The sequence below is a fragment of the Stutzerimonas stutzeri RCH2 genome (assembly GCF_000327065.1).
Classification (GTDB): Bacteria; Pseudomonadota; Gammaproteobacteria; order Pseudomonadales; family Pseudomonadaceae; genus Stutzerimonas; species Stutzerimonas stutzeri_AE.
In genome coordinates this window covers 2,141,805-2,163,773 of sequence record NC_019936.1, presented here as the reverse complement: position 1 = coordinate 2,163,773, position 21,969 = coordinate 2,141,805, and the positions used below count along the sequence as shown (strand labels likewise).

The following is a 21,969-nucleotide window of genomic DNA, read 5'->3' as shown; positions in this document are numbered from 1 at the left end:
GAGAACCCGGCCATGCCACGAACTGCCCTTGCCACCGCTATCGCCCTCGCCTTCAGCCTTGCTGCGGGCTCGGCGGCGGCCGCCACTGCCTATGTTTCCAACGAGAAGGACGACAGCATCAGCGTCATCGACCTGGACAAGATGGAAACCGTCGAGACCTTGCAGGTCGGCATGCGCCCGCGCGGCCTTACCCTTTCCCACGACAACAAACTGCTCTACATCTGCGCCAGCGACTCGGACACCGTTCAGGTGATGGACCTGGCCACGCGGCAGATTATCAAGCAGCTGCCATCTGGTGCCGACCCGGAACAGTTCGCCCTGCACCCCAACAACAAATGGCTGTACATCTCCAACGAGGACGACGCCCTGGTGACGGTGGTCGACGTCGACAAGGAGGAAGTGCTGGCGCAGATCGATGTGGGTGTCGAGCCGGAAGGCATGGCGGTCAGCCCGGATGGCAAGTGGGCGGTCAACACCAGCGAAACCACCAACATGCTGCACTGGATCGACACCAGCACCAACGAACTGGTGGACAACACCCTGGTCGACCAGCGGCCGCGCCACGTGGAGTTCACCAATGACAGCAAGCTGCTCTGGGCATCGGCGGAGATCGGCGGCACGGTCAGCGTGGTGGACGTGGATAAACGCGAGATCCTCAAGACGCTGACCTTCAAAATCAAGGGCGTGCACCCGGACAAGGTGCAGCCGGTGGGCATCAAGCTTTCCTCCGATGGCAAATACGCCTTCGTCGCGCTCGGCCCGGCGAACCATATTGCGGTGGTCGACGCGAAGACCTACGAGGTGCTCGACTATCTGCTGGTGGGCCGGCGCGTCTGGCACATGGCGTTCAACCCCGATGAAAGCCTGCTGTTGACCACCAACGGCGTCAGCGGCGATGTCTCGGTGATCGATGTCGCAAAGCTCAAGGTCACCAAATCGATCAAGGTCGGCCGCTATCCGTGGGGTGTGGTGGTCACACCATGAACGCGCTGGAGGTCAGTGATGTCGGCTTCGCCTACGGCGCTCGCCGGGCACTCGATGGGGTGAGTTTCACCGCGGCGCAAGGCCGCTTCACCGCATTGCTCGGTCCGAACGGGGCTGGAAAGTCGACGCTGATTGCATTGCTGACGCGCCTGTATGACCTGCAACAGGGGCAGATCCATATTGCCGGCTTCGGTTTGCGCGAAACGCCGCGCAAGGCTTTGGCCCGACTGGGCGTGGTGTTTCAGCAGAGCACGCTGGATCTGGACCTGACCGTGGAACAGAACCTGCGCTACCACGCGGCGCTGCATGGCATGCCCCGGGCCGTGGCGACCGAGCGCATCGAAGTTGAACTGCAGCGTCAGCAGCTCGCCGAGCGCCGGCGTAGCAAGGTACGCGAACTCAACGGCGGGCATCGCCGGCGCGTGGAAATCGCCCGCGCACTGCTGCACCGCCCCGATCTACTATTGCTCGACGAAGCCAGCGCCGGCCTCGATCCCGCCAGCCGCCAGGCGCTCAACCAGCATGTGCGCATGCTCTGCCAAGAGCAGGGCATGAGCGTGCTGTGGACCACGCACCTGCTCGATGAAGTCCATGCGGACGACGATCTGCTGGTGCTCAATCGCGGCCGGCTGGTCGCTCAGGGCAGCGTGGCCAGCGTGGCGCTGGACGGCGAGGATCTGGCCGCGAGCTTTGCACGGCTGACCGGCGACGCTACGCAGTCCGCGCCAGCTCCTACGCTTCAACGTGAGAACCCTGCTGCGGCAGTCCCAGGCCTTTCGGCATCTGCCGTTGCCCCGGCAAAAGCGACACCTGCGGCAGCCCACCACACAAGCGCACCCCTCAATCCCGGGCGGGAGACCTTATGACGATCTACTGGGAATGCCTGCGCGGCATAGTCCTGCGCGAATGGCTGCGCTTCGTCCAGCAACGCTCGCGTTTCTTCAGCGCTCTGGTGCGTCCGCTGCTGTGGCTGGTGGTATTTGCTGCCGGTTTTCGCGCGGCGCTGGGCATCGCCATCATCGAGCCGTACGACACCTACATTACCTACGAGACCTACATCGTGCCGGGGCTGGCCTGCATGATCCTGCTATTCAATGGCATGCAGGGTTCACTCTCGATGGTCTACGACCGCGAGATGGGCAGCATGCGCGTGCTGCTGACCAGTCCGCTGCCGCGCAGCTTTCTTTTGGCCAGCAAGCTGGTGGCCATCGCGCTCATCTCGTTGTTGCAAGTCTATGCGTTTCTGGCCATCGCCTGGTTCTACGGCGTCCAACCGCCACTGCTCGGCCTGCTCGTCGCCCTGCCCGCCCTGCTGCTGGTGGCACTGTTGCTGAGCGCTCTGGGCCTGCTGCTATCCAACGGCATCCGTCAGCTGGAGAACTTCGCCGGGGTGATGAATTTCGTCATCTTCCCGATGTTCTTCCTCTCTTCGGCGCTGTATCCACTGTGGAAGATGCGAGACGCCAGCGAGTGGCTGTACTGGCTCTGCGCGATCAACCCGTTCACCCATGCCGTGGAGCTGGTACGAAACGCGCTCTATCTGCGTCTGGCTCCCGCGGCACTGGTGGTCTGCCTCGGCCTTACACTGCTGTTCAGCCTGCTCGCAGTGATCAGCTTCAATCCGCAACACGCCGCACTGCGCCGCTCGGCATAAGTGAATTACTACTTTGGTACTGGTTTTCCACTCCATCGTAGGATTTAAAAGACGCGCCCATTGTTCTGTAATCGGCCTACCGAAACGCCAAGGACTATATCCATGCTCAGGTCGCTGCTGCCCTTGCTCTTTGCCGCACTGCCTGGACTCGGCGCGCCCCTCATCGCATCGGCCGAGGAACAGCTCGCCCTGTTCTCCGCCGAAGGTTACCGCCAGACGCAGTACCGCAGCCCCACGCCGCCGTCCATCGACGGCGCGCAGACCCTGGATACCTCGGCATTACAGGCATTGCTCGAAGCACAGCCCGACGTGGTACTGGTGGACGTGTATCGCAGCCAATGGCTGGCCGGCCAGTTCATCGAGAGCGAACCCCACGCCAACCTTCCAGGCAGCCTCTGGCTTGCCAATACTGGCGACGGTGACCTGCAACCCGAATGGGCACGTTATTTCAGCGATAATCTGGCGCGTGCCAGCCAAGGCAATCTGGAGCGGCCAATCGTGTTCTACTGCCGCTCCGACTGCTGGCTAGGCTGGAACGCCACCAGGCGCGCTCACGCGTTGGGCTATAAGAAACTGTACTGGTATCGCGACGGGGTGGACGGCTGGGAACAAGCGGGCCTGCCCTTGCACCCCGCTACGCCGAAGCCCCTGCCTGGCAGCGAGTAGCGTCCCGAAACCAGCATGCCCCACCATAATCACAACAAAGAGGTGACCGGCCTTGTACAAGATTCTGATCGCGGACGACCATCCGCTGTTTCGTGAAGCCATCCATAACGTCATCCGCGACGGCTTTCCGGATAGCGAGATACTCGAGACCGCCGACCTGGACAGCGCCCTGGCGCTGACGCTGGAACACGACGATCTCGACCTGGTGCTGCTGGACCTGAACATGCCGGGCATGCACGGATTGAACGGCCTGATCAATCTGCGCAATGAGGCGCCGACCATTCCGGTGGTGATCGTTTCCGCCGAGCAGGACAAGCAGATCGTATTGCAGGCGATTACCTACGGCGCGGTCGGCTTCATCACCAAGTCTTCGCCACGGGCGCAGATGACTGACGCCATCGAGCAGATTCTCAACGGCAACGTCTACCTGCCTTCAGACATCATTCGCAGCCAGAAGCCCACCAGCCGCCATTCCCATCACAACGAACAGTCGATTCCGCCGGAACTGCTGCAAGCCCTGACCCGCAAGCAACTGCTGGTGTTGGAGCGCATGACCAAGGGTGAGTCGAACAAGCAGATCGCCTATAACCTCGATATCGCTGAAACCACCGTGAAAGCGCACGTCTCGGCAATCCTGCGCAAGCTCAACGTGCACAACCGTGTCCAGGCGATCCTCTCGGCTGGCGATATCGACTTCACCGCCTACCTGCGCCGCTGAAGCGCGGCGCCTCAGCGCCGGGCTGAAACTAGGCGCTCGCCTGGGCGCCTTCGAACCAGGCAAGTTTCTCGCGTAGCTGAACCACTTCACCAACGATCAACAGGGTTGGTGCCTGGACCTGCTCCTGCGCGATCAGCTCGGCAAGCGTCTCCAGCGTGCCGGTAAAGACTCGCTGATTACTCGTCGTGCCCTGTTGCACCAGCGCCGCCGGGGTACCCGCCGCGCGACCATGCGCAATCAGTTGCTGGCAGATCACCGGCAAGCCCACCAAGCCCATGTAGAACACCAGCGTCTGCGCTGGGGCGGCGAGTTCCGCCCAAGGCAGATCGCAACTGCCGTCCTTCAGGTGACCGGTAACGAAGCGCACCGATTGCGCATGGTCGCGATGGGTCAGCGGGATGCCGGCGTATGCCGCGCAGCCGCTGGCCGCGGTAATACCGGGCACCACCTGGAACGGCACGCCATGGGCCGCCAGCTCTTCGATTTCCTCGCCGCCGCGACCGAAGATGAACGGATCACCGCCTTTGAGTCGCAGCACGCGCTTGCCTTCCTTGGCCAGGGTCACCAGCTTCTGGTTGATTTGCTCCTGCGGCACCGCATGTTCCGAGCGCTGCTTGCCGACGTAGATACGATCGGCATCGCGCCGGCACAGGTCGATGATCGCCGGCGCCACCAGTCGGTCGTAGAGCACCACGTCGGCCTGCTGCATCAGCCGCAAGGCACGGAAGGTCAGCAGATCAGGGTCGCCTGGGCCGGCACCGACCAGGTAGACCTCGCCCAGCGCACGCGGCGCAGCACCGGCGAGCTTTTCCGCGAGCAGGCGCTCGGCTTCGACGCTACGACCGGCCAGAGCCTGCTCGGCGATCGGTCCCTGAAAAGTCTCCTCCCAGAACACCCGCCGCTGCTGCACATTGGCAAACTTAGCTTTGACCTGAGCACGAAACTGCTTGGCCAGACCGGCCAGCTGGCCGTAAGCCGCGGGAATCCAGGTCTCGATACGCGCCCGGATAAGCCGTGCCAGCACCGGTGCATCGCCGCCGCTGGACACCGCAATCACCAGCGGCGAGCGGTCGACGATTGCCGGAAAGATCACGCTGCACAGCTCTGGCGAGTCGACCACGTTGACCGGCATGCCCAGCGCATTGGCGTGCTGCGATACCAATGCGTTCAGCGGCTCGTCATCGGTGGCTGCGATGGCCAGCACACAGCCCTGCAGGTCCTGCGGGTCATAGCCGCGATTGAGGCACTCACCGCCGCCCGCCTCGACCAGCTCAACCAGTTGCGGTTCGATGCTCGGTGCCACCACCCGCAACCGCGCTCCAGCTTCACTCAACAGTCGGGCCTTGCGCAGCGCAATCTCGCCACCACCGACGATCAGCACCGTGCGGCCTTTGAGGTTGTGGAACAGCGGAAGGTATTCCATGGGCGAATCCTGGAGGGTCATTGGAGGTACGGGCATCACAGCCATTACGGCCGTGATGCCCCTTGTCGAATATCAAGGATCCGGTCTGATGCCTGGATCGCGATGCCGCAGCGTCAGATATCAGCCGATGATGTCGATGCCGCCCATGTAGGGCTTCAGCACTTCCGGTACTACCACGCTGCCGTCCGCCTGCTGGTAGTTCTCCAACACGGCGACCAGGGTACGGCCAACGGCCAGACCCGATCCGTTGAGGGTGTGTACCAGTTCGGGCTTGCCGGTTTCCGGGTTGCGATAGCGCGCTTGCATGCGTCGTGCCTGGAAATCGCCACAGTTGGAGCAGGAGGAAATCTCGCGATATTTGTCCTGGCTCGGCACCCAGACTTCCAGGTCATAGGTCTTGGTCGCGCCGAAGCCCATATCGCCCGTGCACAGCGACAACACACGGTACGGTAGCTGCAGCAACTGCAGCACCTTCTCCGCATTGCCAGTCAGCTCTTCCAGCGCCTCGAAGGATTTCGACGGCTCGACGATCTGCACCATCTCGACCTTGTCGAACTGGTGCTGGCGAATCATGCCGCGGGTATCGCGCCCGGAGGCGCCGGCCTCGCTGCGGAAGCACGGGGTATGGGCGACGAACTTCAGCGGCAGTTGCTTGGCGTCGAGAATCTCGCCAGCCACGATGTTGGTCAGCGAAACCTCTGCGGTCGGGATCAGGTAGAAGTCTGCTTCGCCCTCGCGGCTGATCTTGAACAGATCTTCCTCGAACTTCGGCAGCTGGCCGGTACCCTGCAGCGCGGGCGCCTGCACGAGATACGGGGTATAGGCCTCTTCATAACCGTGGTCACGGGTGTGCAGGTCGATCATGAACTGCGCCAGGGCGCGATGCAGGCGGGCAATCGGCCCGCGCATCAGGGCGAAGCGGGCGCCGGACAGCTTGGCGGCGGTTTCGAAGTCCAGCCAGCCATGCTGCTCGCCCAGGGCGACGTGATCCTGCACCGGGAAGTCAAAGGTCTTCGGCGTGCCCCAGCGACGCACCTCGACGTTCTCATCCTCGTCCGCACCGACCGGCACCGACTCGTGCGGCAGGTTGGGAATGCTCAGCATCAGCTGGTCGAGTTCGCTCTGGATGCGGTCCAGCTCCTGCTTGCCGGATTCGAGTTCGCTGCCCATGCGATCCACGTCGGCGAGCAACGGGGCGATGTCCTCACCGCGCTGCTTGGCCTGGCCGATTGACTTGGAACGCGCGTTGCGCTCGGCCTGGAGTTGTTCGGTGCGGGTTTGCACGGTCTTGCGCTGAGCTTCCAGCGCTTCGATGCGCGCCACGTCCAGCTGGTAGCCACGGGTGGCCAGGCGGGCCGCCACGTCCTGTAGCTGAGTGCGTACCAGTTTCGAATCAAGCATGGTGGGTCTCGTCTGTGAAAGCTTGGATGAAGGGCGAAGAGGGAGCGAAGTTTACTGTGAACGGTCGTCGGTTCATAACCTTGCGAGCATGAGGCCAGCCCAGGCTGCCAACAAGCCACCGAGAACGCTGCCGCCGACGTAGGCAAAGGCGGTTGCCAGCTGACCACTTTCCAGCAGCCGCAAGGCGTCCAGCGAAAAGCTTGAGAAGGTCGTCAGCGCGCCGAGAAAACCGATGATCAGCGCGCCACGCAGCTCGGGCGAAATGTCCGGCCGCGCGAGAAAGGTGGCGTACAGGTAGCCGATGAGCAGGCAACCCAGCAAATTCACCGCCAGGGTGGCGAAATAGAAATGCCGTGGCCATTGCGCGCTGACCCAGGTGGCAACGGCAAAGCGCAGCAATGTTCCAACCACGCCGCCGCAGGCGACGGCGATCGCCATGCGGATCATCCCTTTCTCCGTTGTATGGGGCTTTCTCGGTCGAGCCGGGCAAGATGTTCGAGCTTGTCGCGGATTTTGCTCTCCAACCCGCGCGGAGCAGGATGGTAGTAGCGACGCGGCTCCATGGCCTCGGGAAAATAATCCTCGCCGGCCGCATAGGCATCCGGCTCGTCGTGGGCGTAGCGGTACTCATTGCCGTAGCCGAGTTCTTTCATCAGCTTGGTCGGCGCGTTACGCAGGTGCAGCGGTACTTCCTGCGAGCCGTTCTCGGCGGCATCGCGCATCGCTGCCTTGAACGCGGTATAGACGGCGTTGCTTTTCGGCGCGCAGGCGAGATAGACGATGGCCTGCGCCACGGCCAGCTCACCTTCCGGACTGCCCAGCCGTTCCTGCACATCCCAGGCATTCAGGCACAGCGGCAGTGCGCGCGGATCGGCATTGCCGATCTCCTCGCTGGCCATGCGTACAACGCGCCGGGCCAGGTACAGCGGGTCGCAGCCGCCGTCGAGCATGCGCGCGAACCAGTAAAGTGCCGCATCAGGATTGGAGCCACGTACCGATTTGTGCAGCGCGGATATCTGGTCGTAGAACGCTTCGCCGCCCTTGTCGAAACGGCGCCGGCTGTCGCCCAGCAGATCCTGCAGCAGGTCGGTACTGATGGTACCGCCCTGCTCCGCCAGATCGGAGGCGTTCTCCAGCAGGTTGAGCAACCGCCGCCCATCGCCGTCGGCCGCGGCCAGCAGCATCTGGAAGCTCTCCTCCGGCAGTTCGAGCTGCAGGTCGCCGAGCCCCTTGGGCTCGCTAAGTGCCCGCGCCACCAGTTTGCGCAAGGCCGCCTCGTCGAGGCTTTTCAGCACGTAGACGCGGGCACGCGAGAGCAATGCATTGTTGAGTTCGAACGAAGGATTTTCGGTGGTCGCGCCGATGAATATCAGCGTGCCGTCTTCAACGTACGGCAAAAAGGCATCCTGCTGCGACTTGTTGAAGCGATGCACCTCATCAACGAACAGGATAGTCCGCCGGCCGTACTGCGCAGCCTGCTGCTTGGCGATCTCGACCGCCTGGCGGATCTCCTTCACCCCGGCGAGCACGGCCGAAACCGTCTCGAAATGGGCGTCTGACACCTTGGCCAACAACCGCGCCAGCGTGGTCTTGCCGACCCCGGGCGGCCCCCAGAACACCATGGAATGCAGCGCGCCCTGTTCCAGCGCCTCGCGCAACGGCTTGCCGCGGGCGAGCAGGTGCTCCTGCCCGACATACTCGTCAAGGCTGGCTGCGCGCAAGCGCGCTGCAAGTGGCTGGGAGACTGGTTCGCGGCTGAACAGGTCCATTGCGGACGGTTACCTCAATTGCAGCGGCCTGCAATTGCGCAGGCCGCTGAAAACGAAATGCCGGACGTAGGTCACTCGGAGATGACGTCGGCACCCTCGGGGATTTCAAAGGTGAACAGATCGGCCTTCAGCGGCTGGTTCATCTGCACACCCATGAACAGGATATTGGTGCGCTGACCTACGCTGTCGATCAGTTGCATGTCATTGATCACTCCGTTGCGAAATGACAGGCGCAGGTTATCGAACAGCGTGTCCTTGGCCTTCGGCTTGAGCGTGAAATCCACCACCTCGCCAGCCTCCTTGTGGGAAACCTCGAAGTTCTCGCTGATGGTGGAAACGTCGCCGGACAGCAGCAGCGCCGGAGTATGAGTCAGGCGCTGGTCAAGTTCCTGAATGGTGACCTGCTCGAGATCCGGATCATACAGCCAGACCTTCTTGCCGTTGGAGACCAGTAGCTGCTCCATCGGCGCGTCGGTGTGCCAGCGGAACTGTCCGGGGCGCTTCAATGCCAGCTCGCCGGAAGTCTCCTGCAGCTGGGTACCACTGCCATCGAGCGAAAGCTGCGAGAAGCGGCCGGTCAGCGTTTCGGCCTGGTTGAGCAGGCCGGTCAGTCGTTTGGTAGACGCAGCCTGGTCGGCGTGAGCCGGGGCCAGGGCGACCATCAGGACAGATGCACACAGCAAACGGATCAATTGCATGTAGCCCTCGAAGCGATTCAATCGCGCATAGGCGGCGGCGCGATGACTTCGCGCGAGCCATTGGTGTTCATGGATGTCACCACGCCGGCCATTTCCATGGCTTCGATCATGCGAGCGGCGCGGTTGTAGCCAATCTTGAGCTTGCGTTGCACGGCGGAAATCGACGCGCGGCGGCTTTCCGTGACGAAACGAACGGCCTCGTCGTACAGCGGATCTTCTTCGCTACCTTCCCCGCTACCCTCGCCACTACCACCATCGAAGCCGCTGCCCGCCTCTTCGACGCCGGCCAGAATATCTTCGATGTAGTCGGGCGCGCCACGGGCCTTCCAGGCTTCGACGACCCGGTGCACTTCCTCATCGGAAACGAATGCGCCATGTACCCGGATCGGCAGGCCGGTGCCCGGCGGCAGGTAGAGCATGTCGCCATGGCCGAGCAGCTGCTCGGCGCCGCCCTGGTCGAGGATGGTGCGCGAGTCGATCTTGCTGGATACCTGGAACGCCATGCGGGTCGGAATGTTGGCCTTGATCAGACCGGTGATCACATCCACCGAAGGACGCTGGGTGGCCAGGATCAGATGGATACCGGCTGCGCGAGCTTTCTGCGCGATACGCGCGATCAGCTCTTCGACCTTCTTGCCGACGATCATCATCATGTCGGCAAACTCATCGACCACCACCACGATGGTCGGCAGACTCTTCAGGTAAGGCGGCTCGTCATCCATCGACTCGCGCTTGTACAGCGGGTCGTGCAGCGGCGTGCCGGCCTCTTCGGCTTCCTTGATCTTGCGGTTGAAGCCTGCCAGGTTGCGCACGCCCATCGCCGCCATCAGCTTGTAGCGACGCTCCATCTCGGCCACGCTCCAGCGCAGCGCGTTGGCGGCCTCCTTCATATCGGTGACGACCGGGCAGAGCAAATGCGGGATGCCCTCATAGATCGATAGCTCGAGCATCTTCGGGTCGATCATGATCAGGCGCGCCTCTTCCGGCGTCGACTTGAACAGGATCGACAGGATCATGGCATTGACCCCCACCGACTTACCGGAACCGGTGGTACCGGCCACCAGCAGGTGCGGCATCTTCGCCAGATCGGCGATAACCGGCTTGCCGCCGATATCGTGGCCGAGAGCCAGCGTCACTGGTGACTTGGCGTCGTCGTATGGAGCCGAAGAAAGCACTTCGGAGAACCGCACGATCTGGCGATCCTCGTTGGGAATCTCGATGCCCACGGTGGTCTTGCCTGGAATTACCTCCACCACACGAACGCTGATCACCGCAAGCGAGCGCGCAAGGTCCTTGGCCAGGTTGGAGATACGGCTGACTTTCACACCAGCAGCCGGCTGGATTTCAAAGCGAGTGATGACCGGGCCCGGATGAACCGACTCGACGATGACTTCGACACCAAACTCCTTCAGCTTGATTTCCAGCAACCGCGACATCGCTTCCAGGGACTCGGGTGAATATTGCTTCTGCTGTTTCTCGGCAGCGTCAAGGATAGAAATAGGCGGCAGACTGCCCTCGATCAGCGGATCGACGAACAGATTGGCCTGCTTTTCTTTCAGCACACGCTTGCTCGGTTCTGCCGGCTTGGGCGACGCAGGCGGCGCGATCACTGGCGCTACACGCTTGTCCCGCTCGCTCATGTGCTTGGCCAGCGCTTCATCCCGCTCGATGATGCGCTCCTTGACCTTGGCCTGCTCACGGCGATCCCGCACCATTGGCGCAGCGACTTCGCTGACTACATCATCGGCTTCGCGCAGTTGCGCGACCATCTGCTTGCGCTCGGCCCGTGCATTCCACCAACGACTGAACACGCTCTGGATCAACTCGATCAGATCAAGCGTGATCTTGCCGGTGATATCCATCACCTTGAACCAGGACAGGTCGGTGAAGACGGTCAAGCCAAACAGGAAAAACGCCAGCAATGCCAGGGTGCTGCCCTGCACGTTCAACGAAAGCACCGCGAGCTGACCGAGGCTTTCGCCTAGTGCCCCGCCTGCGGACGCTGGCAAGCCAGGTGCTGCCTGAAAATGGATATAGGCCAACGCAGAACCGGACAGCACCAGAAATACCAGCCCGATCAGCCGCCAGGAGAACAGCCAGCCATTCCAGACCCAGGGTTGATGCCGGGCACGGAAGACCTGCCAGGTTTTTACGCCAAGCAACAGGGGGAACAGGTAGGCGAAATAGCCCAGCGCCATGAACAGGACATCGGCAAACCAGGCGCCAGCACGCCCCGCAGCGTTGCGAACCTGATCGATATTGCTCGTATGTGTCCAGCCAGGATCGCCAGGATCGTAGGTCAGCAGTGCCATCCACAGGTAGACGCAGAGCGCACCGAGCGCTATCAACGCGCCTTCCTTGAGGCGATAGTGCAATTGTTGTCGCCAGACGGTCGCCGGCGCGGTAGATGAGGAATTCTTCAAAACGCTTTCTTTCCTGCGCCTGCGGCGCGATGAACCGTAGTCAGCCAGAACCCCGGCATTGTACGGGTTTGTCGATTCGATGGCATGCGGGTTCCGCGGCGGCTTGGGCTTTTGCCAATGCTTCGGTGTAGCATAAACGCCCGATTTCCCGGCGCGGCTCGACTGGAGCACGCTTCTCTATTTGCAACAAAGGCTTATGAGGGCTTTTTATGAGTGAAGTCAAGCATTCGCGTCTGATCATCCTCGGCTCGGGCCCGGCCGGTTATACCGCTGCGGTATACGCTGCCCGCGCCAATCTGAAGCCACTGATGATCACTGGCATCCAGCCCGGCGGTCAGCTGACGACCACCACCGAAGTCGACAACTGGCCTGGTGACGTCGAAGGCCTCACCGGCCCCGACCTGATGGTCCGTATGCAGAAGCACGCCGAGCGCTTCGACACCGAGATCGTCTTCGATCACATCCATACCGCAGAGTTGCAGCAGCGCCCGTTCACCCTGCGCGGCGACAGCGCCGTCTACACCTGCGACGCTCTGATCATCGCTACCGGCGCTTCGGCACAGTACCTCGGCCTGCCTTCGGAAGAGGCATTCGCAGGCCGTGGCGTATCGGCCTGCGCAACCTGTGACGGCTTCTTCTACCGTAACCAGGTCGTCGCGGTGATCGGCGGTGGCAACACCGCAGTCGAGGAAGCGCTGTACCTGTCCAACATCGCCAAGGAAGTCCACCTGATCCACCGCCGCGACAAGCTGCGCTCGGAGAAGATCCTGCAGGACAAGATCATGGACAAGGCGACCAACGGCAACATTCGCCTGCACTGGAACCACACCCTCGAGGAAGTGCTCGGCGACGCCAGCGGCGTAACCGGCGTGCGCCTGAAGAGCACTCTAACTGGCGAAGAAAACCGGCTTGACCTCGCCGGCGTGTTTATTGCCATCGGGCACAAGCCGAATACCGACCTGTTCCAGGGCCAGCTGGACATGAAGGATGGCTATCTGAAGATCAGAGGCGGCGGCGAAGGCGATGCCACCTGCACCAGCATTCCCGGTGTCTTCGCTGCAGGCGATGTTGCGGACCACGTCTATCGCCAGGCGATCACCTCTGCCGGCGCTGGCTGCATGGCGGCACTGGACGCCGAAAAGTACCTCGATAATTGATCAAACGGCGGGCTTCGGCCCGCCCTCCCCTATCTGCAACTGCGTGGCGAAATGCTGACCTGGCTAAAGCGCGACGACCTCGAATTCCCTCCTCTCGAGAAGGCTCTACATGAACCCAACGGTCTTCTGGCGGCCGGAGGCGATCTGAGCGCCGATCGGCTGTTGGCGGCCTATCGACATGGCTGCTTCCCCTGGTATCAAGACGGCCAGCCGCTGCTGTGGTGGTCTCCGGATCCGCGCACAGTGCTCTATCCGAATGAGCTGCATGTCTCGCGCAGCTTGCGCAAGCGGATGCGTCAGGGCGATTTCCAGGTGACGTTCGACCGCGCCTTCGGCGACGTGATCCAGGGCTGCGCAGGCCCGCGCAGCTATGCGGACGGCACCTGGATCACCACACCGATGCAGCAGGCCTACATCCATCTGCACGAAATCGGCGTGGCGCATTCGGTGGAAGTCTGGCAGGACGGGCAGCTCGTCGGAGGACTCTACGGCCTGGGTATCGGTAGGCTATTTTTCGGCGAGTCGATGTTCAGTCGCGTCACCGATGCATCCAAGGTCGGCTTTGTCGCGCTGGTAGAGCGGCTACACGCATGGGGCTTCGCCCTTATCGACTGTCAGATGCCGACGCGCCATCTGGAAAGCTTTGGTGCCCGCAGCATTTCACGCGAGACCTTTGCCGCCGCGCTTGCCGAGCATCTGGATAGCTCCAGTACAGCCGACTGGCGCGCCTAGTCGACTACCGCAAGCTGACCTACACTCAGCTCATGATTTCTGAGAGTTGACCATGACTTCACTGGCTCGCCTCAAGTTCTACGCCACCCAGCCCCATGCGTGCAGCTACCTGCCCGACGAACAGGCCACCACCCTGTTTCTCGACCCCAGCCAGCCGATGGATGCACAGGTGTATGCGGAGCTTTCAGAGATGGGCTTCCGCCGCAGCGGCGATCACCTCTACCGTCCGCACTGCCAGCGCTGCTCGGCGTGCATTCCGGCGCGCATCCCGGTCGATGCGCCAGCCCTCAGCCGTCAGCAAAGGCGGATACTCAAACGCAACGCTGATCTGCAGGTTCGCTGTGTTCGGCCGGCATTCAGCGAGGAGCTCTATACGCTCTATGCCAGCTATATCGAGAAGCGGCACGCCGATGGCGATATGTATCCGCCCAGTCGCGAGCAATTCAATACCTTCCTGGTGCGCGATCTTCCATTCTCGCGGTTCTACGAGTTCAGGCTGGACGGACGGCTGTTGGCCGTAGCAGTCACCGATGTACTGCCTAATGGGCTTTCGGCGGTCTACACCTTCTACGATCCTGAAGAGGAGCGCCGCAGCCTGGGGCGCTATGCGATCCTCTGGCAGATCGGCGAAGCCGCGCGCCTTGGGCTGAAAGCCGTGTATCTCGGCTACTGGATCAAGAACTGCCGAAAGATGAATTACAAGACCGAATATCGTCCAATCGAACTGCTGGTCAATCAACGCTGGGTGACGCTCAGCTGAAGTCCTTGGCTCATCGACCCATTTCGGGCACAATGCTTGCCGCTTTTGCCCGCGCACGCATGCGCCGGGTCACTCATTTGGACACCGAGGACTTTACTGAATGTCGAAAGAAGACAGCTTCGAAATGGAAGGTACTGTCGTCGACACCCTGCCAAACACCATGTTTCGTGTGGAGTTGGAAAATGGGCACGTCGTTACTGCGCACATCTCCGGAAAGATGCGCAAGAACTACATCCGGATTCTTACCGGTGACAAGGTTCGCGTGGAACTGACCCCGTACGATCTGAGCAAGGGTCGCATCACCTACCGCGCCCGCTAAGCGAGCTGCGAGAAAAAATGCCCGGTTCTGACCGGGCTTTTTTGTTGCGTTAAAAGTTCGGCCCGCTACAGCCGGCGGACAAAAAAACGCCCGGCAAAAGCCGGGCGTTCGACACATCTGACAGTCACGCCAGCTCGGCAGAAGTCTCGAATTCGAAGAACGGTTCGCCGTCCCGAATATCGATATGCACCACCCCACCATGCTCCGCCAGCTCTCCGAACAAGATCTCTTCGGCCAAAGGCCGCTTGATCTTGTCCTGAATCAGCCGCGCCATTGGCCGTGCCCCCATCTGTGCATCGTAGCCATGCTCGGCCAGCCAGCCGCGGGCCGCATCCGACACCTCCAGCGTCACATGCTTGTCCTCGAGCTGCGCCTGCAGTTCGATGAGGAACTTGTCGACGATGCTCTTGATCACTTCGTGGCTCAGCCGGCCGAACTGGATGATTGTATCCAGACGGTTCCGGAATTCCGGCGTAAAGCTCTTCTTGATCACTTCCATCGCATCCGACGCATGGTCCTGCAGCGTAAAACCAATCGAGGCTCGCGCCGCAGTTTCCGCACCGGCGTTAGTGGTCATGATGATGATCACATTACGGAAGTCCGCCTTGCGCCCGTTGTTATCGGTGAGCGTGCCGTGATCCATTACCTGCAGCAGCAGGTTGAAGACCTCCGGGTGCGCCTTCTCGATCTCGTCCAGCAGCAGGACACAGTGCGGCTGTTTGGTGATGGCCTCGGTTAGTAGACCACCCTGATCGAACCCGACGTAACCTGGAGGTGCGCCGATGAGCCGGGACACGGTATGGCGCTCCATATACTCGGACATGTCAAAGCGAATCAGCTCGACCCCCAGAGCGCGCGCCAGCTGACGCGCAGCCTCGGTCTTGCCCACACCGGTCGGACCGGCAAAGAGGAACGAGCCGACTGGCTTGTCTGGCGCCTTCAACCCTGCACGAGAAAGCTTGATGGCGGTTGCCAGCGAATCGATCGCATCGTCCTGTCCGAACACAGTGAGCTTGAGGTCACGCTCAAGATTACGCAGCAACTCCTTGTCCGAACTGCTGACGTGCTTCGGTGGGATGCGTGCGATCTTCGCAACGATGTCCTCGACCTGCTCGACGTCGATGCATTTGACGCGTTGATCCTCAGGCTGCAACCGTTGGTACGCGCCAGCTTCATCGATCACGTCAATCGCCTTGTCAGGCATATGGCGATCGTTGATATAACGCGATGCCAGCTCCGCCGCCGCACGAAGCGCCTCGTCGCTGTACTCGATATGGTGATGCTGCTCGAAACGCCCCTTCAGCCCACGCAGAATGCCAATGGTGTCCTCAACCGAGGGCTCGGACACATCGACCTTCTGGAAACGCCGCGCCAGCGCGCGATCCTTCTCGAAGATTCCGCGAAACTCCTGGAAAGTCGTGGAGCCGATGCAGCGAATCTCCCCTGAAGAAAGCAGCGGCTTGAGTAGGTTGGAAGCGTCCATTACCCCACCCGAAGCAGCACCAGCGCCGATGATGGTATGAATCTCGTCAATGAAGAGAATCGCATGTGGACGCTTGCGCAGCTCGCCAAGCAGCGCCTTGAAGCGCTTCTCGAAATCCCCGCGGTATTTCGTACCAGCTAGCAGTGCACCCAGATCCAACGAATAAACGACACTGTCGGCCAGCAGATCCGGAACCTGGTTGTCCACAATCCGCTTGGCCAGCCCTTCGGCAATCGCCGTCTTGCCGACGCCGGCCTCGCCGACGAGAAGCGGATTGTTCTTGCGCCGACGCGCGAGAATCTGCGCAACGCGCTCGACCTCATTTTCGCGCCCTACCAGCGGATCGATCCGCCCTTGACGTGCCAGCTCATTGAGATTGCTTGCATAGGCATCAAGCGGATTGCTGGAGGCTCCCGACTCGCCGCCGTCTTCATCCTGCATTTCCGCATCGCTTTCCGGGCTACCGGCATTGCCTGGAACCTTGGAAATCCCATGCGCGATATAGTTGACGACATCGATACGCGCCACATTCTGCTGCTTGAGCAGGAATACGGCCTGACTCTCCTGCTCACTGAAGATTGCCACCAGCACGTTGGCGCCTGTCACCTCGCGCTTGCCGGAGCTCTGAACATGGAACACCGCACGCTGCAGAACGCGCTGAAACCCTAGTGTTGGCTGGGTTTCACGCTCTTCATCATGCTGTGGAATAAGTGGAGTGGTGGAGTCAATGAACTCCTGCAGATCGTGGCGCAGCTTGTCCAGGCTCGCGCCACAGGCCCGCAACACGGTCGCAGCCGCTTCATTGTCCAGTAGGGCCAACAGGAGGTGTTCAACCGTCATGAATTCATGACGCTTGGTACGTGCCTCTTTGAAAGCCAGATTCAGAGTGACTTCGAGCTCACGGTTCAACATAGCTTTCACCTCTTCCCCAGCAATCGGAGTTAACCGTCCTTCTCGATCTCACAAAGCAGCGGGTGCTGGCATTCCCTTGCATATTGATTCACTTGCATCGCTTTGGTTTCGGCCACATCACGGGTATACAGCCCGCAAACTGCCTGCCCCTCGGTATGGACGGCCAGCATGATCTTGGTGGCCTGCTCCCTGCTGTGATTAAAAATGCCTTCCAGCACCTCGACGACAAAATCCATCGGTGTGTAGTCGTCATTAAACATGACAACTCTATACATCGGTGGTGCCTTCAATTCTGGCTTGGCCTCCTGAACAGCGAGGCCAGACGCGTCGTCTTCGTCCCCTAAGGGCCGGTCCTGATTGAATGTTAGTCGAATCTGAGCAAATGCATGCATGCGCATAACGGTTCTAGGTCGTGGCGCCGGGGCCAGATAAATATGGACAGCTTCGCAGCCAGCTGACGAGTCGCCTTGACTATCGGCAAAACGATGATACAAACAGTATGTGCCTACAAGGGCAAACGGGTTGCGCAACATGAGGCCTCGGGCTGCATAAGCGCGGAATGAAATGGATGTTACTCCAGTAATGGACTCCTTTGCAGAGGGATAACAGCATGCTAAGCGGTAAGGTCAAGTGGTTCAACAACGCCAAAGGCTATGGCTTCATCGTAGCAGACGGCGGCGATGAGGACCTGTTCGCCCACTACTCAGCCATCCAGATGGAAGGCTACCGAACTCTGAAAGCTGGGCAAGCGGTCATGTTCAATATCCTGCAGGGTCCGAAAGGCCTCCACGCAACCGACATCAGGCCGCAGCAGGCCATGTCTGAAGCGACGGCCCCTGCTGCTCAGGGTGTTTCCACCGTAGACGCCTGACGTTTCACGAAACAAACAAAAAGGCCGATCAGATGATCGGCCTTTTTTTCGTCAGGTCGCGTTACATATGACTGATCATTGCATCGCCGAACTGCGAGCATGACATCAGCTGCGCGCCTTCCATCAGCCGCTCGAAGTCGTAGGTCACGGTCTTGGCTGCGATAGCGCTTTCGGTCGACTTGATGATCAGGTCCGCTGCTTCTACCCAGCCCATGTGACGCAGCATCATCTCGGCGGAAAGAATCAAAGAGCCGGGGTTGACCTTATCTTGGCCGGCGTACTTCGGCGCAGTGCCGTGGGTCGCCTCGAACATGGCTACGGTGTCGGACAGGTTCGCGCCAGGAGCGATACCGATACCGCCCACTTCGGCGGCCAAGGCATCGGACAAGTAGTCACCGTTCAGGTTGAGCGTGGCAATGACATCGTACTCAGCCGGGCGCAGCAGAATCTGTTGCAGCATGGCGTCAGCGATGGCGTCTTTCACGACGATATTCTTGCCGGTATTCGGATTCTTGAACTGCATCCAGGGCCCACCATCCAGCAGCTCAGCGCCGAACTCGTCGCGAGCCACCTCATAGCCCCACTCCTTGAAGGCACCTTCGGTGAACTTCATGATGTTGCCTTTGTGCACGATAGTGACCGAGCTACGGTCATTGTCGACCGCGTACTGCAGGGCTTTACGAACCAAGCGCTTGGTGCCTTCCAGTGAAACCGGCTTGATGCCGATGCCACAGTTTTCTGTGAAGCGAATCTTCTTGACGCCCATTTCTTCGGTAAGGAACTTGATGACTTTCTCCGCCTCAGGGGAGCCAGCCTTCCACTCTACGCCGGCGTAGATGTCTTCGGAGTTTTCACGAAAGATCACCATGTCAACGTCACCCGGCTTCTTGACCGGGCTAGGCACACCGGTGAACCAGCGAACCGGACGCTGACAGACGTAGAGATCAAGCTCTTGGCGCAGCGCAACGTTCAAGGAGCGGATGCCACCGCCGACCGGAGTGGTCAGGGGGCCCTTGATTGACACCACGTAATCACGAACGGCTTCCAGGGTCTCCTTCGGCAGCCAGGTGTCCTGGTCGTAGACCTGTGTCGCCTTCTCGCCCGCGTAGATTTCCATCCAGGCAATCTTGCGCTGACCGCCATAGGCCTTCTGCACGGCGGCATCCACGACTTTGATCATCACCGGGCTGATATCGACTCCGATACCATCCCCTTCTATATAAGGAATGATCGGGTTGTTGGGGACGTTCAGGGTGTTGTCGGCATTAACGGTAATTTTGTCACCGCTGGATGGCACCTGGATCTTTTGGTATCCCATGCTGGACTCCGTCTTCGTGGTTAGACATCGATCGTCGTTTGAGGGTAACCCACTCGAATCGCCTGAAACTACATGTTCGTTCGTCGTATGCGCAATGCCGTTCTGCCAGAGGGTGGCGCAATGGTATACTTCTCGGATGACTAACAAGTCATAAGGGACGAGCCTGTCTTGTACAAGACCCGCCTCTTGAAACCTCAGAGTTGCTACCGCAGCTCCCTGGTTCAAATGCTCGACACTCTATTGGTGCATCCATCATCACCGCGGCTAATCCCCTTCTGGCTCACCAAACGAAGAGCCAGGGCGCCTACCCGGCGCACTCGGGATCCTGTGCACGCCCAGCAAGAAGAGAGTTAACGCTAAATGTCCACCCCTTCGAAGATCATCTATACCTTCACCGACGAAGCTCCAGCCCTGGCCACCTATTCGCTTCTTCCAATTGTAGAAGCCTTCGCCGCCTCCGCTGAGATAGCCGTCGAAACACGCGACATCTCTCTTGCAGGGCGCATTCTTGCGAGTTTTGCCGACCAGTTGGACGCTGACAAGAAAGTCGACGACGACCTCGCCAAGCTTGCCGAACTGACCAATCAGCCCGATGCCAACATCATCAAGCTGCCGAACATCAGCGCCTCCGTACCGCAGCTCAAAGCAGCCATCGCCGAGCTGCAAGCCCTCGGCTACAACATTCCCAACTTCCCGGAAGACCCACAGACCGACGCCGAGAAAGACGCACGCGCGCGTTACAGCAAGGTGCTCGGCAGTGCCGTGAATCCGGTCCTGCGTGAGGGGAACTCCGACCGTCGCGCCCCGGCCGCAGTCAAGGCCTATGCCCGCAAGCACCCGCACTCCATGGGCAAGTGGAGCAAGGCGTCGCAGTCCCACGCCGACTACATGCGCGGCGGCGATTTCTTTTCCAGCGAACAATCGATCACCATGGAAAAAGCCGGTGACGTGCGCATCGAGTTCGTCGGCAAAGACGGCAAGGTGGAAGTCAAGAAGCAGCTCGCCCTGCAGGAAGGCGAAGTGCTCGACGGCATGTTCATGAGCTGCAACAAGCTGCGCGCGTTCTTCGAAGAAACCCTGCAGGACTGCAAGGAAACCGGCGTGATGTGGTCGCTGCACGTCAAGGCCACCATGATGAAGATCTCGCACCCGATCGTCTTCGGCCATGCGGTCAGCGTTTACTACAAGGACGTGTTCGACAAGTACGGCGAACTGTTCAAGGAGCTGGGCGTCAATCCGAACAACGGCATCAGCAGCGTCTACGACAAGATCAAGTCGCTGCCCGTCTCGCAGCAGGAAGAAATTCTGCACGACATCCATGAGGTCTACGCCCATCGTCCGGAAATGGCGATGGTCGATTCGGTCAAGGGCATCACCAACCTGCACATCCCGAGCGACGTCATCGTCGACGCCTCGATGCCGGCAATGATCCGCAACTCTGGTCAGATGTGGGGTAAGGACGGCAAGCAGAAGGACACCAAAGCGGTAATGCCGGAAAGCACTTACGCCCGCATCTACCAGGAAATGATCAACTTCTGCAAAACCAATGGTGCCTTCGACCCGGTCACCATGGGCAGCGTGCCGAACGTTGGCCTGATGGCTCAAAAGGCTGAGGAATACGGCTCGCACGACAAGACCTTCGAAATGCAGGCCGACGGCACCATGCGCGTCGTTCTGGCCGACGGCACCGTTCTGATGCAGCACGAAGTCGAGAAAGGCGACATCTGGCGCGCCTGCCAGACCAAGGACGCCCCGATCCGCGATTGGGTCAAGCTGGCCGTTACCCGCGCCCGTCAGTCGAACACCCCGGCGATCTTCTGGCTGGACCCGGAGCGCGCCCACGATCGTCAGCTGCAGGAGAAAGTGGAAACCTATCTCAAGGATCACGATCTGAGTGGCCTGGACATCCGCATCATGGGCTACAACGAGGCCATTCGCGTCAGCATGGAGCGCATGATCCGTGGGCAGGACACCATTTCGGTGACCGGCAACGTGCTACGCGACTACCTGACCGACCTGTTCCCGATCATGGAACTGGGTACCTCGGCGAAAATGCTTTCCATCGTTCCGCTGATGGCTGGTGGCGGCATGTACGAAACTGGAGCTGGTGGCTCCGCACCAAAGCACGTGCAGCAGCTGGTGGAAGAAAACTACCTGCGCTGGGACTCCCTGGGTGAGTTCCTCGCCTTGGCCGTGTCCCTGGAAGAAACCGGAATCAAGACCGGCAACGTCAAGGCCAAGATCCTCGGCAAGACTCTGGACCAGGCTACCGGCAAACTGTTGGACAACAACAAGTCGCCGGCGCGCAAGGTTGGTCAGCTCGACAACCGCGGCAGCCACTTCTACCTCGCACTGTACTGGGCTCAGGCCCTGGCGGCGCAGGACGAAGACGCTGAACTCAAAGCCCACTTCGCTCCGCTGGCCAAGCAGCTGACCGAGCAGGAAGCCACCATCGTTGACGAACTCGCTGCCGTTCAGGGCAAGCCGGTCGACATCGGCGGCTACTACCGCTCCAACCCCGAGCTGACCAGCAAGGTGATGCGCCCCAGCGCCACCTTCAACTCAGCTCTGGCGGCGCTGAACGCCTGAACCCAGGCCTGAGCGTCACCACGAACCCCGGCCCTGCGCCGGGGTTCGTGCTTTCCGAGATCGGGCTCCCTATCATCCGATCATTTACACGA

Annotated in this window: 20 protein-coding genes; 11 read left to right on the top strand and 9 right to left on the bottom strand. The window is 60.6% G+C overall.

Translation table 11 applies throughout. From position 1 onward, the window contains the following. Window positions 1-12 precede the first annotated feature (12 nt). From PSEST_RS09965 to PSEST_RS09945, 5 genes are all read left to right on the top strand, one after another. Window positions 13-984: a YVTN family beta-propeller repeat protein gene (locus PSEST_RS09965; protein ID WP_015276865.1), complete on the top strand. Its 972-nt coding sequence runs from the start codon at window positions 13-15 to the stop codon at window positions 982-984. After that, window positions 981-1,850: an ABC transporter ATP-binding protein gene (locus PSEST_RS09960; protein ID WP_015276864.1), complete on the top strand. Its 870-nt coding sequence runs from the start codon at window positions 981-983 to the stop codon at window positions 1,848-1,850. Before PSEST_RS09965 ends, PSEST_RS09960 begins: the two co-directional genes overlap by 4 nt. After that, window positions 1,847-2,638, top strand: coding sequence for an ABC transporter permease (locus tag PSEST_RS09955; protein WP_015276863.1), 792 nt, complete (start codon window positions 1,847-1,849; stop codon window positions 2,636-2,638). Before PSEST_RS09960 ends, PSEST_RS09955 begins: the two co-directional genes overlap by 4 nt. Before the next feature lie 102 nt (window positions 2,639-2,740). Beyond that, the gene (locus PSEST_RS09950) at window positions 2,741-3,304 is read left to right on the top strand and encodes a PQQ-dependent catabolism-associated CXXCW motif protein (protein WP_015276862.1); all 564 of its coding nucleotides are present in this window, start codon (window positions 2,741-2,743) and stop codon (window positions 3,302-3,304) included. Window positions 3,305-3,356: 52 nt separating this feature from the next. Beyond that, window positions 3,357-4,022, top strand: coding sequence for a response regulator transcription factor (locus PSEST_RS09945; protein ID WP_015276861.1), 666 nt, complete (start codon window positions 3,357-3,359; stop codon window positions 4,020-4,022). A gap of 28 nt (window positions 4,023-4,050) precedes the next feature. Here the strand turns inward: PSEST_RS09945 and cysG are convergent, their stop codons facing one another. The 6 genes from cysG to ftsK all read right to left on the bottom strand — a co-directional run bounded on the left by cysG (window position 4,051) and on the right by ftsK (window position 11,784). Further along, complete coding sequence (gene cysG / locus PSEST_RS09940; RefSeq protein ID WP_015276860.1) at window positions 4,051-5,445, bottom strand: siroheme synthase CysG; 1,395 nt, start codon at window positions 5,443-5,445, stop codon at window positions 4,051-4,053. Between the two features lie 120 nt (window positions 5,446-5,565). After that, window positions 5,566-6,846, bottom strand: coding sequence for a serine--tRNA ligase (serS, locus tag PSEST_RS09935; RefSeq protein WP_015276859.1), 1,281 nt, complete (start codon window positions 6,844-6,846; stop codon window positions 5,566-5,568). Between the two features lie 72 nt (window positions 6,847-6,918). Continuing rightward, window positions 6,919-7,293, bottom strand: a complete 375-nt coding sequence (crcB, locus tag PSEST_RS09930) for a fluoride efflux transporter CrcB (protein WP_015276858.1) — start codon at window positions 7,291-7,293, stop codon at window positions 6,919-6,921. Then, complete coding sequence (locus PSEST_RS09925) at window positions 7,290-8,615, bottom strand: replication-associated recombination protein A (RefSeq protein ID WP_015276857.1); 1,326 nt, start codon at window positions 8,613-8,615, stop codon at window positions 7,290-7,292. The genes crcB and PSEST_RS09925 overlap by 4 nt, the downstream gene beginning before the upstream one ends. Before the next feature lie 71 nt (window positions 8,616-8,686). Next, window positions 8,687-9,313: an outer membrane lipoprotein chaperone LolA gene (gene lolA / locus PSEST_RS09920; protein ID WP_015276856.1), complete on the bottom strand. Its 627-nt coding sequence runs from the start codon at window positions 9,311-9,313 to the stop codon at window positions 8,687-8,689. A gap of 17 nt (window positions 9,314-9,330) precedes the next feature. After that, the gene (gene ftsK / locus PSEST_RS09915) at window positions 9,331-11,784 is read right to left on the bottom strand and encodes a DNA translocase FtsK (protein ID WP_198286412.1); all 2,454 of its coding nucleotides are present in this window, start codon (window positions 11,782-11,784) and stop codon (window positions 9,331-9,333) included. A 161-nt stretch (window positions 11,785-11,945) separates the two neighbouring features. Between ftsK and trxB the strand changes: the two genes are divergently transcribed. The 4 genes from trxB to infA all read left to right on the top strand — a co-directional run bounded on the left by trxB (window position 11,946) and on the right by infA (window position 14,704). After that, window positions 11,946-12,893, top strand: a complete 948-nt coding sequence (gene trxB, locus PSEST_RS09910) for a thioredoxin-disulfide reductase (RefSeq protein ID WP_015276854.1) — start codon at window positions 11,946-11,948, stop codon at window positions 12,891-12,893. Window positions 12,894-12,944: 51 nt separating this feature from the next. Further along, window positions 12,945-13,625, top strand: a complete 681-nt coding sequence (aat, locus tag PSEST_RS09905) for a leucyl/phenylalanyl-tRNA--protein transferase (RefSeq protein WP_015276853.1) — start codon at window positions 12,945-12,947, stop codon at window positions 13,623-13,625. Window positions 13,626-13,677: 52 nt separating this feature from the next. Then, window positions 13,678-14,385 (top strand): arginyltransferase, encoded by a 708-nt coding sequence (locus PSEST_RS09900; RefSeq protein WP_015276852.1) that lies wholly within the window; start codon window positions 13,678-13,680, stop codon window positions 14,383-14,385. 100 nt (window positions 14,386-14,485) lie between these two features. Continuing rightward, window positions 14,486-14,704 carry a translation initiation factor IF-1 gene (infA, locus tag PSEST_RS09895; protein ID WP_002553999.1) on the top strand — a complete coding sequence of 73 codons (219 nt, stop codon included), beginning with the start codon at window positions 14,486-14,488 and terminating at the stop codon, window positions 14,702-14,704. 124 nt (window positions 14,705-14,828) lie between these two features. Here infA and clpA read toward each other — a convergent pair whose 3' ends face one another. Both clpA and clpS read right to left on the bottom strand, forming a co-directional pair. Then, window positions 14,829-17,099 (bottom strand): ATP-dependent Clp protease ATP-binding subunit ClpA, encoded by a 2,271-nt coding sequence (gene clpA, locus PSEST_RS09890; protein ID WP_015276851.1) that lies wholly within the window; start codon window positions 17,097-17,099, stop codon window positions 14,829-14,831. A gap of 29 nt (window positions 17,100-17,128) precedes the next feature. Then, the gene (gene clpS / locus PSEST_RS09885; protein ID WP_015276850.1) at window positions 17,129-17,491 is read right to left on the bottom strand and encodes an ATP-dependent Clp protease adapter ClpS; all 363 of its coding nucleotides are present in this window, start codon (window positions 17,489-17,491) and stop codon (window positions 17,129-17,131) included. A gap of 218 nt (window positions 17,492-17,709) precedes the next feature. On the opposite strand from clpS, the gene cspD reads away from it, so the two are divergent. Then, window positions 17,710-17,970, top strand: a complete 261-nt coding sequence (cspD, locus tag PSEST_RS09880) for a cold shock domain-containing protein CspD (protein WP_015276849.1) — start codon at window positions 17,710-17,712, stop codon at window positions 17,968-17,970. A gap of 61 nt (window positions 17,971-18,031) precedes the next feature. Here the strand turns inward: cspD and icd are convergent, their stop codons facing one another. Beyond that, window positions 18,032-19,288 (bottom strand): NADP-dependent isocitrate dehydrogenase, encoded by a 1,257-nt coding sequence (icd, locus tag PSEST_RS09875; RefSeq protein ID WP_015276848.1) that lies wholly within the window; start codon window positions 19,286-19,288, stop codon window positions 18,032-18,034. A 360-nt stretch (window positions 19,289-19,648) separates the two neighbouring features. On the opposite strand from icd, the gene PSEST_RS09870 reads away from it, so the two are divergent. Then, entirely contained in the window at window positions 19,649-21,877 is a 2,229-nt protein-coding gene (locus PSEST_RS09870; protein WP_015276847.1) for an NADP-dependent isocitrate dehydrogenase, read from the top strand. Window positions 21,878-21,969: the final 92 nt, after the last annotated feature.